The following is a 13,451-nucleotide window of genomic DNA, read 5'->3' as shown; positions in this document are numbered from 1 at the left end:
GGGGCGCTACGCCGCATAGGCACCCTGGGGTGTCATTCGGCGTGCAATTTTGACCCCCTAGACGGGGTCATCGGCGTCCAAGATTGCCCCCCATCCGACGTATCTGAAGAGTCCGCGTTTTCCTCTGAAAGACAGGCGGGCGGGGGATGAAGGGCGTGGATACAGTTGCGCGCATTCGGCGCGAGTTCTTCGTGCGGGGCCGAACGATCAGTGAGATCGTCCGCGAACTCCTTGTCTCTCGCAACAGGATGCGCAAGGTGTTGTGCTCGGACGAGACGGCGTTCGATTACGAGCGCTCGGTGCAACCGATGCCCAAGCTCGGCGCCTGGAAGCCCGAGCTTGATCGTATCCTGGCTGCCAATGACGCCCGTCCTGCCCTCGAGCGTCTCCGCCACGCAGCTCTGGAACGCCGCGTTGGTCGACGTCGTGGCGTCCATCCTTGCGGAAACGGGGTTGGCCGCGTCCCGGCTGGAGCTCGAGATCACGAGAACCGCCGTGTTGCAGAACCGCGAGCTGGTTTCCTCCGTCCTGCGGGAGCTCAGGGCACTCGGAGTCCTCATTGCCCTCAACGACTTCGGGACGGGCTTCTCGTCTCTCAGCCTCGTGCAGGATCTCCCGCTGACACGCGTCAAGGTGGACCGCAGGTTCGTGCAGGGGTTCGACTCGACCCCGAAGTCGACCACGGTGATCCGGGCGGTCGCCTGTCTGTGCAAGGGGTTCGGCCTCGCCTCCACGGCGGAGGGCGTCGAGACGAACAACAGCGGACGATCCTGCGCCAGCAAGGATGCCAGGACCTTCAGGGCTGCCTTATGGGGAGGCCGCAACCGATCGTCCACTGGAAGGACGCGCTCCTTGAAGCCGCCCAGCCGGCCGACGCGTTGAGACAGGCATAGGGGGCTGGAACCCGAACTTGCCCGTGCATCCGCTTGTGGCCTGTCAGATGAACTGCGTCTTGGGGACGGCTAAACTTCTTCGCATCCGTCGCGCGGCGTCGGAATGAACCCAACGCTGTAGCCGAAGGTCTTCGCGATGCGGCCGAGCGTCTGAACCGTGGGATTGGCCTTTCCCGACTCGATCTCGGCAAGCTGTCGGACCGTCAGTTGCAGCACCTTGGCGAAGTCCGCCTGCGTGAAGCCGATCGCGTGCCTCATCGCCCGGACGCAATCGGGATAGCCGAGCCCTGCCGAGGCCGCCAGCTCGTCCAGACGTCGGCGCCTTTCGGATATCTCTTCGCGCGAGGCCTTTCGCATCCGCCCCACCTCAAGGTCCTCGCGAGGGCGTAGCCGGGCCGAGCTTTGCCAGGCCGTCGGCGACGACCCGGCTTCGCAAGCAGCGTTCGACGACGCTCGAAGGCGTTCCGAACGATGCGGCGATGGCCGCGAGGTCGCGGATGAAAGCCTCCTTCTCCGCGAGGATCTCCATCAGTTCGGATGCGGCCATCACGCCCTCGCTCGCCGCCTCGCAAATTGCCTCCCAATCGGGATCGGAGTTGCGCCCGGCCTTTGCCATGCAGTCCCACTTGGTTCCGCGGGGGATGGTTTCCGCGGCAAGGCTCATCGGCGCGACGTCGAACACGGGTGAAAGGCCCACCCAACCGTCGGGACGCTTCGCGATCGCCGTGTTGCGACCATGGTTGTCCCTGACCCCCAAAGCCTCGAACAGGACGTCGCGCAGCACATACTCGACAACGGTCTCCCTTGGGTCGGTCACGACCTTGCGCAAGATTCTCAGATACGTCTCATGCGTGATGGGCAACTGCGTGTCGACCACCTCGGCGGCGGAGTAGAGGCTCTCCTGCCCCATCCGGGCGACACCGTCCTCGACCTCTCGGTCGAAACGCGGGATCAACAAGACATCGTCCCGATATTGGAGGGGCCGCCCCACGCGGAGACCGAACTCCCTCGCGATCTCGACGTACGGGGCCTCGCTCGCGAGGATCGCCCGGTCGATCTCCGTTCCGCTCTTGAGCAGCTTGACGATGGCGTGGTCGAGCGCGGATCCGTCGGGAACGACCGGGTCCGGATACCAGAACCCGTCGTCGCATAGGGTCATCGAGATCTTAGGCCATTCGCCCTGCAACCCCTTCGAGCCGGAGGCGAGCATTGAGAAACGGTCCGCCAGATCCATGAACTCGGCAGACCGGGCATGGATCTGCTGCGTCGTGACGCCGCGGACATCGCTCGTTCCGAGCCGCTCACTCTCGGCCGCATGCGCTTCCTTCACGCGCAGGTTCCCGATCGGGGCGCCTCCAGAGCGGAGAAGCAGGGCAAGGCTCGCTTGGGGAGAGGCGTCGGTCAGGTCCAAGTGCCGGAGCAGGCGCGTCCTCGCGTCGCCTTGGGGCAGCATGTCCAAAACGAAGACGGGCCAGTGCGGTCGCCAGGACCTCGACATGTTGACGGGATAACGGACCGAGACGGCACGTGCGTCCACCAATGGGGTCCCGGCGTTGTATGCGTTCATGCCGACGCCGTAATAGTATTCCGGGATGTATTCCACGAGCGAGGGGCTCGCGATGCCCGCCTCGGGAGTTTCAAGTTCAAGGATGGCGGCGTCGTGCCACTGGCCTCCATGATGGAGCTGAAGCGTCAGTTTCATTTTCGCAACCCATTCCGATGGGTTTCAATACCACCCCTGATCACGATATTCTACCATCCTAATGGTTCTTTCAGCGGAAGGTGGGCTAACTAGGCGCGTCAGCGCGCCGCGCTTGGGGAACATTGGCCGCGATCTCCGCCTGCCCCTTTGCCCTGCGTTGCCTTTTAGTCCTGCTCGCCGACGACGTCGGGGGACCGCACCAGACAAGGCATCAAGGAAGGGCGCCGGGGCTGATGGGACCGCCGCTCCGCACGTCGTCGGGCGACACTGTGACGACAGGACGCCCGGCATGCAGAAACGATGGCGGCACAAGCGTCCCGGCTACCTTTCATTTCTTCCTCCGGGCCCCAAGTAGGTCGAGATCCATCGCTTGGGAGCTACATGGGAATGCCGACGCTTGAACAGACCCGACAGGTTCCCGCCCTTCGCGTTACGGCGGATCGCCTACGTCGCTTGGCCGGACGATCGAATGCGATCAACAAATGGGACCTCAAGTACCTCTTCGAACGGGGCCGGGTTCTCGAAAATGCGGCGTCGCTCACGAAGGGAAGCTTCGGAACCTGGGTCAAATCGGAATGCCGGATCGAGCCGAGCACGGCGTCCGGATACAGGAAGGCTTACCGGGTTCTCGGCAAGCGACAGGAATGGCTGGTCGAGCACCGGGTCTCGCCGAGCGTCGCCGTCATCCTCGCCTCCGCTCGCGAGGCCGGGCGTGAGGCCGCCATGGACGCGATCGGGTCGGGCCGCTTCCTCACCGCGTCCGAGGCACGGCGGATCGTGCGTGGCACCGTCGGCGGCGACGGTGGCACGGTCGGCATCGACAGCCTACGGAAGGTCGCGATGGCCCGCCTCCGCGACGCCTTCGCGGTCATCAAGCGCCTGTCGACATTGGCATCTAGCGACCTGACGGATGGCAAACACCTTGAGAGAGCTGGCGAAGAGGCACGGACTATCCTGCCCTTAGTCCGGCTTCTCCTCTCATCCCCAGACGCTGGCGTCGCGCATCCGGCGATGATCGCCATCGAGACCTTAGCGCAGGCGGCTGGGCGGGAATGCACCATCGCTGCCTCCAGATCCCTCAAGCAAGCCGTAGCCGAGACCTTCGTCCCAGATCCGGGGTTCCCTGCGGTAGAGGAGGCCGCGTCGAACGGTGCCGATGGAGTGGCCGATTCCCTGCCACGGCAAAGCCTGACGGCCATCGAGATCTGCGCCGGCGCGGGGGGAATGGCGATCGGGCTCTCCGAGGCCGGCTACCGTCACCTCGCGATGGTCGAGCGCGAATCGAACGCATGCGAGACGCTGCGCGCCGCGTTCGGCGGCAAAGTTGTCACGCAAGGCGACGTGAAGGACTTTGACCCGGCGCCGGAGGACGTGGGGAAACTCGACCTCCTGTCCGGAGGCGTCCCGTGCCAGCCGTTCTCCAAGCTCGGTTTCATGGGCGGCGCCGGCGACGGTCGAGACCTCTTCGGCGAGGCAATCCGGCTGGTGGAAAAGCTGCGTCCCCGCGCGCTGATGCTGGAGAACGTCGCCGGGATTTTTGCGCCGAACTTCGACATCCACCGTCTCAGCATACTCCGTCGTCTTGAACGGGCCGGCTACGCTTGCGAATGGCGCACCCTCGACGCGTCGCATTTCGGTGTCCCGCAGAAGCGGATCCGTTCGTTCCTCGTGTGTTTCCGCGAGCCGAGCGCGATGGCCAGGTTTCGCTGGCCGCAGGCGGTCGAGGGCTTCGACGTCAAGCCGCGGACTGTGTTCGAAGCCGTCGAACCCCTCTTGCGGTCCGGCGGATGGCAGCCGACGCCGGAGGTCCGGGCGAGCATGGACCGTACGGCCCCTACCCTGACGGGGGCCAGCGACCGGAAGTCGGGCTGGGACTTCGGGCAACGCAAGGCCGCTGGCGTCTGGCGCCGGATCGGCTTCGCGACCTCCGGTGTCGGCGACCGTCCGCCGCGCATCGGCCACCATGGCCCCATCTGGGCGACGAACGCCATGCTGGCCGCGATCCAGGGGTTTCCAAACGGTCATCCCTTCCGGGGGTCGAAGGACAAGGTCGCCAAGCAGATCGCGAACGCCTTGCCGCCGGCCGTCGCCTTGCATCTCGGGCGCGCCATCGCGGAGGCGTTGGAAAGCGGGACTGCGGTCACGGCACGGCGGCAGGTGAAGGCGGACAGTAGTCCGGGCTCGGGTATGAGCAGCGTCCTAATCCTTCCCAAGTCGAGGGAGCAAGGACTTCGGATCATCGACGCCGAGGCGGCATAGGTAGCACGCGACGCTCGTCAATGAGGTCGTTCATGCGGGCGCCGCCTTCGACGCTGTTGTGGTGTCGGTCGGAGGCGGAGGACTGCTCTGCGGCATCGCCGTAGAAGTCAGCGCTTTCGCGGAATCATCTTCGACACGATCCCGTCGCGCCTGACGAGATGGTCCGCCGCACCAGCCACGTGGAGCGCAAGCAATATACGAGGATCACGGTCCAGAGCAGCGCATCGATAACGCCGAGGTTACATGCGGTGAATGCCAGCACGTAGCGACCTCTGCAATTGCGGTGCTACATAGCGATTTGCGCTTTTGCGGATCTCACTTTTTATCCCTATAAGGCAAGACGAGATCATATGGACGAGACCGCGCTTTTCCTGCGTGACGGCGGCGAGATGGGTGCGCGCATGCGTGCGCATGACTGGTCGACATCGCCCCTCGGACAACCCGAGACCTGGCCTCGGTCTCTTGGCTCTACCGTTGCCCTCATGCTTGGCTCGAAGTTCCCCATGTTTCTCGCTTGGGGACCCGAACTCGGTTTCCTCTACAACGACGCGTACTCGCAGATGCTGGGCACCAAGCACCCGGACGCACTGGGAAGGCCGTTCAAGGCGATCTGGCACGAGATCTGGAAGGACATCCTGCCGTTCGTTGACGCGGCGCTGGGTGGTCGGGCCACCTGGTTCGAGAACCTTCCTTTCGTCATGCACCGCCACGGCCATGACGAGCAGACCCACTTCACGTTCTCGTACTCCCCGGCCTTCGACGACAACGGCCAGGTTGTCGGGATGTTCTGCGCCTGCAACGAGACCACCCGGCAGGTGATGGCCGAGAGGCACCGCGACGCCCTGATGCTTCTCGAAGAGCGCTTGCGGGACGTGCCCACTCTGGCCGGCCTGACGGTAGCCGCCTCGGAACTGCTTGGTGAGACGCTTGGCGTGGTGCGCGTCGGTTACGGTCACGTCGACGCGGAGGCAGGCACGATCACCGTCGAACGCAACTGGGGCGCTCCAGGGTTCGGCGGTGTCGCAGGCCGTCACCTGTTCACCGAGTATGGTTCCTACATCGACGATCTACGGCGCGGCGCACATGTCGCCATCGGCGACGTCGAGACCGACCCCCGAACCGCATCCAAGATCGCTGCCATGCAGGCGATCGGTGTCCGCGCGTTCCTCGACGTTCCGGTGGTCGAGGATGAACAGACGGTCGCCGAGTTCTTCGTGCACTCGGATGTGCCGCGGACCTGGAAGCCTGAAGAGATTGCATTCGTACGCGATTTTGCCCAACGGACGCATGCGGCGATCGGTCGGCGAGAGGCTGAACAAGAGCTGCGTGACAGCCGGACGCGGCTGGGTACGGCTCTTGCTGTTGCGCAGCTTGGCACGTTCGAGTGGGACCTGCGGACCGATGCGTTGACCCTCGATCAGGGCGCCCGCGTAATACTCGGGCTTCCCGCGTTCGGGACATCCTCGGCGCGTCAGATCATCGACCTCGTCGATCCCGCCGATCGATCCCGTGTCCGGACGGCTGCGCTTGCTGCCAAGGAGGATCTGTCCCGTCTGGAGATGGAGTACCGGATAGTTCGGAAAGACGGCAGCCGCCGCACGATACGCAGCATAAGCGACGCCGTGATCGGGACGGACGGGAAAGCCGATAGAAGGGTTGGCGTCTTTGACGACGTGACAGCGCGCCGGACGGCCGAGCTACGGCGTGACGCACTAATTGAACTCGGCAACGTGATCCGCGATGTCGATAGTCCCGCCGATCTCGTTCGCGCGGCGGCCGCGATCTTGGGGACTGCATTGCGCGTGAGCCGTGTCGGTTACGGCACCGTCGACCACGATAGCGAGACCCTTCATGTGGATCGTGACTGGACCGCTCCCGGCATCGTGTCTCTCAGCGGTCCCATCTCCCTTCGTGAGTACGGCTCGTTCGTCGATACGCTAAAGCTGGGCCAGATTGCGGTGATCGTGGATGTGCACAGTGATCCGCGAACGGCGATTGCTGTTGAGAATTTGGCCGCGCTAGATGTTGCCTCCTTCGTGAACGTTCCGGTCCTTGAGCGAGGTCGGCTGGTAGCGCTTGTCTTTGTCAACGCTGATGCCGCCCGACACTGGGAGCGGGATGACATCGACCTCATCCGGGAGTTCGCCGATCGCTTGCGAGCAGCGGTGGAGCGAAGCCGCGCCACCGATGCCCTGCGGCAGAGCGAAGCGAAACTTCGCGAGCTTAACGAGATACTGGAGACCCAGGTCGCGCAGAGGACCGACGAACGCAATCAGTTGTGGGCGCTGTCGGAGGACATGCTGGCGCGTGCCGACCTCACGGGGATGATGACGGCCGTCAGTCCGGCTTGGACGCGGGTGCTCGGCTGGTCCGAAGCGGAGCTCCTGAAACGTCCCTACTCGAGCTTCATGCATCCCGGCGACGAGGGGCCGACATTGGCTGCGCTTGCCCGCATGGGTGAAACGGGACGTCCCACGCGCTTTGAAAACCGCATCGCGACCTTGGAAGGCGATTGGAAATCGATCGAATGGACCGTGTCGCCGGAAGAGGACGGTATAAACTTCGTCGCGGTCGGCCGCGACGTCACGATCGTCAAGGCGAAGGAAGCTGAGCTTGCCGCCGCGCAGGAAGCCCTGCGGCAAAGCCAGAAGATGGAAGCCGTCGGCCAGCTCACGGGCGGCCTCGCGCACGACTTCAACAACCTCCTCGCCGGGATCTCCGGCAGCCTGGAGATGATGCAGTCCCGGATCGCGCAGGGGCGGATAGGTGACCTTGACCGCTACATGATCGGGGCGCAGGGCGCTGCCAAGCGCGCGGCCGCCCTCACCCATCGCTTGCTCGCCTTCTCGAGGCGGCAGACCCTCGATCCGAAGCCGACCGACGTCAACCGCCTTGTCGCAGGCATGGAGGATCTCATTCAGCGCACCGTCGGTCCCGCGATCACTGTGGAGACGGTTGCGACGGGCGGCCTCTGGTCGACGCTGGTCGACCCGCCACAGCTTGAGAATGCCCTCCTGAACCTTTGCATCAACGCCCGCGACGCGATGCCTGACGGCGGCAAGCTGACGATCGAGACTGGAAATCGCTGGCTGGACGATCGCACCGCGAAGGAGCGCGACCTGCCCCCCGGCCAGTACGTCTCGATGTGCGTCTCCGACAACGGCTCGGGCATGTCGCCCGACGTGATCGAGCGCGCCTTCGATCCGTTCTTCACGACCAAGCCGATTGGCGTCGGCACCGGACTTGGCCTGAGCATGATCTATGGCTTCGCCCGACAGTCGGGCGGACAGGTCCGGATCTACTCGGAGGTCGGCGAAGGGACGATGGTGTGTGTCTACCTGCCCCGGCACCACGTCGAAGCGGGCGCCGAACGTACATCGGAGGCATCGCCGATGCTTGAACCCGTCGGGTCCGGCGAGACCGTCCTTGTGATCGACGACGAGCCGTTGGTTCGTATGCTGGTCGTCGATGTGCTGGAAGATCTCGGCTTCAACGCGATCGAGGCCGGGGACGGGCCGCAGGGGCTGAAGGTGCTCCGCTCGGATGTGCGACTCGACCTCCTGATCACCGACGTTGGCTTGCCGAATGGCATGAACGGCAGGCAGGTAGCTGACGCCGCACGTGAGCTACGGCCAGACCTGAAGGTTCTCTTCATTACGGGTTACGCCGAGAACGCCGTACTCAGCCACGGGCATCTCGATCCCGGCATGCAGGTCGTGACCAAGCCGTTCGACATGGCGATGCTGGCAAACCGAATTAAGATGATGATTGGCGATCAGCAGTAGGCGTTGCTCTGAGAAACGAACAGCCGCCGAGAAAACCTGCCTCGTGTCAGGATGGTGGTTTCGCGAGCATCCTTTGAACGATTTCCAAATCCTGATGTTGAGCCCTCATAAAGCGCGCGCTCCGCACGCCGAACGGAGGACCCGTCATGACCCCGACCACCACCAGCTCACTACCGCACGACGACCTGGGCACCCGCCCGACTGCGGTCGACGATGCCCACACTATCCTGATCAACAAGGTCTCGTGGGGCGCCATCTTCGCCGGCGTCGTGGTCGGGCTTATCACCCAGGTGCTGCTGACGATGCTGGGTGTCGGCATCGGCATCGCAACGCTCGACCCGATGACCTCCGACAACCCGACCGCATCGTCGTTCTCGATCGGCGCAGGCATCTGGTACGTTCTCTCCGGCATCGTAGCGGCCTACGTCGGCGGCTACATTGCCTCCCGGATGTCGGGCAAGACGGTTCCGACGACAGGTGCCCTGCATGGCTTGACGACCTGGGCGTTCACGACGCTCCTCGTTCTCTACATGCTCTCGACTGCGGTCGGCGGCATCGTGGGCGGCGCGTTCTCCGGAATCACGTCGGCCATCGGCGGCGCTACGCAGACCGCGGCGACAGCGGCCGCGCCTGCCCTCGCACAAGCCAACCCGCTCGAAGCGCTCGAGCAGCAGGTCCGCTCGACGGGCACGGATCCAGACTCCCTGAACAATGCCGCCATCTCCGCGATGCAGGCCCTCGTGCTTGGTGACGAAGCCCAGAAGACCGACGCTCGCGAGAAGGCTGCCGCCGCCATCGCCTCGGCCAAGAACATCCCGATCGAAGAAGCACGCACCCAGGTCCAGCAGTACGAGGCCCAGTACAACCAGACCGTCGAGCAGGCGAAGGCCACGGCCCTCTCCGCAGCGGACACGGCGGCCTCGGTCATCTCGACGGGTGCGATCCTTGCCTTCGTCGCGCTCGTGCTTGGCGCCATCGCCGGCTGGCTAGGTGGCCGCTCGGGCGTTGTGCACCCGGTCTACGCCGACCGTGTCATCCCCTCGCGCCGGGTTGTCTGACGATGGCACGGGAGGAGGATCGTTCTGATGTGATCCCTCTCGTTGAGGAGACGGTGCACATCGAGAAGGAGGACGTGGTCACAGGCCACGTCCGGGTGCGCACCGTCACCGAGGCGACCGACCATGTCGTTGCGCAGGAACTCGACGCCGAGAACGTTGAAATCACCCGCGTGACCATGGACCTTGAAGTCGCAGCGGCGCCCGCCATACGCCAAGAAGGCGACGTGACAATCATCTCGCTCGTCGAGGAGATTATCGTCGTCACCAAGCGCCTCGTTGTCACAGAGGAAGTCCACATCCGCCGCATCAAGTCCACCGACCGCGTCGAGACCTCGATTAACTTGCGAAAACAGCACGTGGTCGTGGAACGCACGGACATCGGTGCCGATTCATCTGTCACTGCACCAACGGGAGAAAACCAATGACCCAGACCATCACCGCCTACTTCGATACCCGCACTGAAGCCCAGGCCGCGATCGACAAGCTCGCTCTTATCGGTATCTCGGGTTCCGAGGTCCGGATCGCCGACTCCACAACGACGACCTCACGCGGCACGACCGCGGAGGAGGACAAGGGTTTCTTCGAGGCCATCGGCGACTTCTTCATGGGCGACGACGAAGACGACCGCCACACCTATGCCGAAGGCGTGCGCCGCGGCGGTACGGTCGTGACCGTCAGCGCTCCGGAGGGCCGCTTCGAGGAGATCGCGGACGTCCTCGAGGGCGAAGGCGCTGCCGACATCGACGAGCGGGCCGCTACCTGGCGCTCGGAAGGCTGGGAAGGCACGTCGGCATCCAGCAGCCGGGCTTACTCGGGCGGCTCGATTGACCCGGTCGGTGACAGCACTGTTGCGACCACGGGTATCGGTTCCTCGACGGGCACCTCGTATGCCGCCGCATCTGGCGCCGCTGGCTACTCCGAGCGCGACACCCTTGGCACTGACCTCTCGAAGGATCGGGACGGGACCATCGAGGTGGTGCAGGAGAACCTTCGGGTCGGCAAGCGCGACGTTAGCCACGGCCGTGTCCGTGTCCGGTCGTACGTCGTCGAGGAGAACGTCTCCGAAGATGTGAACCTGCGTAGCGAGAACGTCGAGATCTCCCGTCGTGCCGTCGACCGTCCGGTCGGTGCGGTCGATGCTTTCGCGGAGCGGACCATTGAGCTCGAGGAGACGGCGCAAGAAGCCGTGATCTCGAAGGAGGCGCGCGTCGTTGAGGAGATCGATCTCAAGCGCGAGGTTCGTGACCGCACCGAGACGGTGTCGGACACGGTGCGTCACACCGAGGTCGACATCGCCGACGAGCGCGTCGGCGAGACCCTGACGGACGCCGAGCGGGTACGTCGCGGCCTCTGAGGGCAGACAGTCGGGCCGGCGGGGATCTCCCTCCGGCCTTTTCTTATTTCGGGAGGTATCGATGGGCATTCTTGAAGACGTGATCGGCAGCGTACTCGGCGGCCAGCAGCGTGGCGGCGGCATGCAGGGTGGCGGCGCGCAGGGTGGGTTGCCGGGCGGCCTTGGCGGCATGCTTGGCGGCGGATCCCAAGGCGGCATGTCGCCCATCATGATGGCGCTGATGGCCTTGCTGACGCAGCAGGTGTCAGGCCGCGGCGGCGGTGGCCTTGGTGGCGGCCTTGGCGACCTTATCGGCGGCTTGACCAGGCAGTCGGGTGGGATGGATCGGATCGGTAGTTCTGGCCTGGTTCAGCAGCCGGATCGCGAAGAGCGTGCGGATCGCGACCAGCAAGAGCTCGACCAGGGTGGGCTTGGCAACCGCGGCGAGTTCAGTGGCGGCCATACGGGACCCGGCGGACTTCTCGAGCGCCTCGAGCAGGCTGGGCACGGGCAAAAAGCTGCATCTTGGGTTGGGCATGGTCAGAACGAACCCATCGCCCCACACGAGCTTCAGCAGGCACTGGGGAATGACACCGTTGAACGTCTGTCGACGCAGACCGGGATGTCACAGGGCGATTTGCTCTCCCAGCTTTCGGAACTACTGCCGGGAGTGATCGACAAACTCACGCCGAACGGCCGGGTACCTGATCGAAGCCAGAGTGTCAGTTGGTGATCGCGGCTTCGTCTGCGAATTGCCAGGGGACTTATCGCGGAACTTGAAGGCTTGACGCGACATGGGGCACCGTCCCCATGAAGCTCAGGCGGTTTGATTGATTGGCGGGGATAGGGTTCCTTTCAGATCGAAGCAGACACCCGACGGGTCGAAGGTCAACTTGCCCTTCCCATCGAAATAGGGCGCGACGATACGCTCGATCAAGCGCGATCCGAACCCGCTCCTTGTCGGCATCTCGACGGCTGGCCCGCCGCTCTCCTGCCATCGAAAGCTAAACGATCGGTCTGACATAACAGCCCATGTGATCGACACCCTGCCGTCGGCAGACGAAAGAGCTCCGTACTTGGTAGCGTTCGTCGCGAGTTCGTGGATGGCCAGAGAGAGGCCGAGTCCCTGTTGCGAAGAAAGATCAACAGCCGGGCCGGTCGCCGTGATGCGATCTTCCCCGGAGCGATGGGGACGCAGCGCGTCCTCTACAAGATGGCGTATGTCGGTGGCATCGACCCTTGAGTGGGTAAGGATGTCTTGGGCACGGGCGAGTGCGGTCAATCGGCCTGAGATGGCTCCCTGACCCTCTTCGAGCGACTGAGCAGTACGGAAGGTCTGCGTGGCGATCGCCTGCACCATCGCCAGGGTATTTTTCATCCGGTGCGCCATTTCCTGCATCAGCTCATCACGACGGAGTTCGGCCTCGCGCTGGTCGGTACGGTCGCGCAGGATCTTCAGAAACCCAACGTGTCCGCTCTGATCGTCCAGCAACGGCATCATCTCGCCGGACGCCCAGAAGCGGGTGCCGTCTTTGCGCAAGTGCCATCGCTCATCAAGGGCCCTACCCTCACCACTGGCTGCCGCCTTCTCTTGGTCAGGAGCGCATCTTTCTCGATCCTCGGATGTGAAGATGACATCCGCCGATCGGCCGAGCATCTCATCCTCGGACCAACCAAGGATCCGCTCGGCACCGACGCTCCAGAACGTCACGTTGCCTTCGAGATCCGACGTGAGCATCGCAAAGTCGATCGCACTGTCCACGATCTGGCGGTGTCGCGCCTCGGCGGCGCGGGACTGCGCAAGCAGACGGTTCTGCGCGGCAAGGGAGCGACGAAGCTCCATCTGGGTCATCGCCTGGCGAGCAAGCAGCTTCAGCGTCCGCACCTGCTGGACGTCGAGCTCACGCGGGACGACGTCGAATACACATACCGTTCCCAGGGAGTGGCCCTCGCGGGTCTTGATAAGCGCCCCGGCGTAGAAGCGCAGCTTGGGATCCGCGGTCACCAACGGATTGCAGGAGAAGCGTAGGTCGCACGCCGCGTCCGGGACCATCAGGAACTCGTCTTCCAGGAGGGCGTGACCGCAGAAAGCAAGGTCGAGCGGCGGCGCGGGCCTGTCGCCGACGCCAACCTCCGCCTTGATGAACTGACGGTGCGTGTCCACAAGGTTCACGATCGCGATCGGTGTACCGCACACGTCCGCCGCGATCCTTGCGAGATCGTCGAAGTCCTGCTCACGCGGTGTGTCGAGAAGATCATAGGAATGAAGCGCGGCGGAGCGGTCAGCTTCCGCTTGTGCTGATTGGGTGACGCTCGACAAGGAGTGGTCTTCCGATGATTGCGGTGAGGCTCAGCCGCCTAACATCCGTCATAAGTCAAATCTCGGAACGTGCAAAGTTGGTCGGCCTCAGTCGTGAGTTT

The 13,451-nt window shown here is 64.1% G+C and carries 10 protein-coding genes and 2 pseudogenes; 9 read left to right on the top strand and 3 right to left on the bottom strand.

Features of this window, described 5'->3' with window-relative positions; all coding sequences use genetic code 11:
* Positions 1–146: 146 nt before the first annotated feature.
* Both ACZLZY_RS23215 and ACZLZY_RS23210 read left to right on the top strand, forming a co-directional pair.
* Positions 147–389: pseudogene (locus ACZLZY_RS23215) on the top strand (IS21 family transposase); the annotation flags it as partial.
* Complete coding sequence (locus tag ACZLZY_RS23210; protein ID WP_472936523.1) at positions 361–882, top strand: EAL domain-containing protein; 522 nt, start codon at positions 361–363, stop codon at positions 880–882. The pseudogene ACZLZY_RS23215 and the gene ACZLZY_RS23210, both read left to right, overlap by 29 nt.
* Before the next feature lie 80 nt (positions 883–962).
* On the opposite strand, the gene ACZLZY_RS23205 is transcribed toward ACZLZY_RS23210, so the two are convergent.
* Positions 963–1,250, bottom strand: coding sequence for a helix-turn-helix domain-containing protein (locus tag ACZLZY_RS23205; protein WP_472936496.1), 288 nt, complete (start codon positions 1,248–1,250; stop codon positions 963–965).
* 10 nt (positions 1,251–1,260) lie between these two features.
* Complete coding sequence (locus tag ACZLZY_RS23200) at positions 1,261–2,595, bottom strand: type II toxin-antitoxin system HipA family toxin (RefSeq protein ID WP_472936495.1); 1,335 nt, start codon at positions 2,593–2,595, stop codon at positions 1,261–1,263.
* A 453-nt stretch (positions 2,596–3,048) separates the two neighbouring features.
* Here ACZLZY_RS23200 and ACZLZY_RS23195 point away from each other — a divergent pair, with 453 nt between their 5' ends.
* The 7 genes and pseudogenes from ACZLZY_RS23195 (at position 3,049) to ACZLZY_RS23165 (ending at position 11,763) form a co-directional block, all read left to right on the top strand.
* Positions 3,049–4,854: a DNA cytosine methyltransferase gene (locus ACZLZY_RS23195; protein ID WP_472936494.1), complete on the top strand. Its 1,806-nt coding sequence runs from the start codon at positions 3,049–3,051 to the stop codon at positions 4,852–4,854.
* Positions 4,855–4,858: 4 nt separating this feature from the next.
* Positions 4,859–4,951 (top strand): annotated as a pseudogene (locus ACZLZY_RS23190) (serine dehydratase); the annotation flags it as partial.
* Between the two features lie 253 nt (positions 4,952–5,204).
* The gene (locus ACZLZY_RS23185) at positions 5,205–8,639 is read left to right on the top strand and encodes a PAS domain S-box protein (protein WP_472936493.1); all 3,435 of its coding nucleotides are present in this window, start codon (positions 5,205–5,207) and stop codon (positions 8,637–8,639) included.
* Positions 8,640–8,785: 146 nt separating this feature from the next.
* A complete protein-coding gene (locus tag ACZLZY_RS23180) occupies positions 8,786–9,697 on the top strand; it encodes a PhnA-like protein (RefSeq protein WP_472936492.1) in 912 nt (303 codons plus the stop codon).
* Positions 9,698–9,726: 29 nt separating this feature from the next.
* Positions 9,727–10,122: a YsnF/AvaK domain-containing protein gene (locus ACZLZY_RS23175; protein ID WP_472936491.1), complete on the top strand. Its 396-nt coding sequence runs from the start codon at positions 9,727–9,729 to the stop codon at positions 10,120–10,122.
* Positions 10,119–11,051 (top strand): YsnF/AvaK domain-containing protein, encoded by a 933-nt coding sequence (locus ACZLZY_RS23170; RefSeq protein ID WP_472936490.1) that lies wholly within the window; start codon positions 10,119–10,121, stop codon positions 11,049–11,051. Before ACZLZY_RS23175 ends, ACZLZY_RS23170 begins: the two co-directional genes overlap by 4 nt.
* Positions 11,052–11,112: 61 nt before the next feature.
* Positions 11,113–11,763, top strand: a complete 651-nt coding sequence (locus ACZLZY_RS23165) for a YidB family protein (protein ID WP_472936489.1) — start codon at positions 11,113–11,115, stop codon at positions 11,761–11,763.
* A gap of 84 nt (positions 11,764–11,847) precedes the next feature.
* Here ACZLZY_RS23165 and ACZLZY_RS23160 read toward each other — a convergent pair whose 3' ends face one another.
* A complete protein-coding gene (locus ACZLZY_RS23160) occupies positions 11,848–13,350 on the bottom strand; it encodes a sensor histidine kinase (RefSeq protein ID WP_472936488.1) in 1,503 nt (500 codons plus the stop codon).
* Positions 13,351–13,451 lie beyond the last annotated feature (101 nt).

Source organism: Mesocryomonas lacus (genome assembly GCF_055730135.2).
Note: the sequence above shows the minus strand (reverse complement) of the source record. Positions and strands in the feature narration are given on the sequence as shown.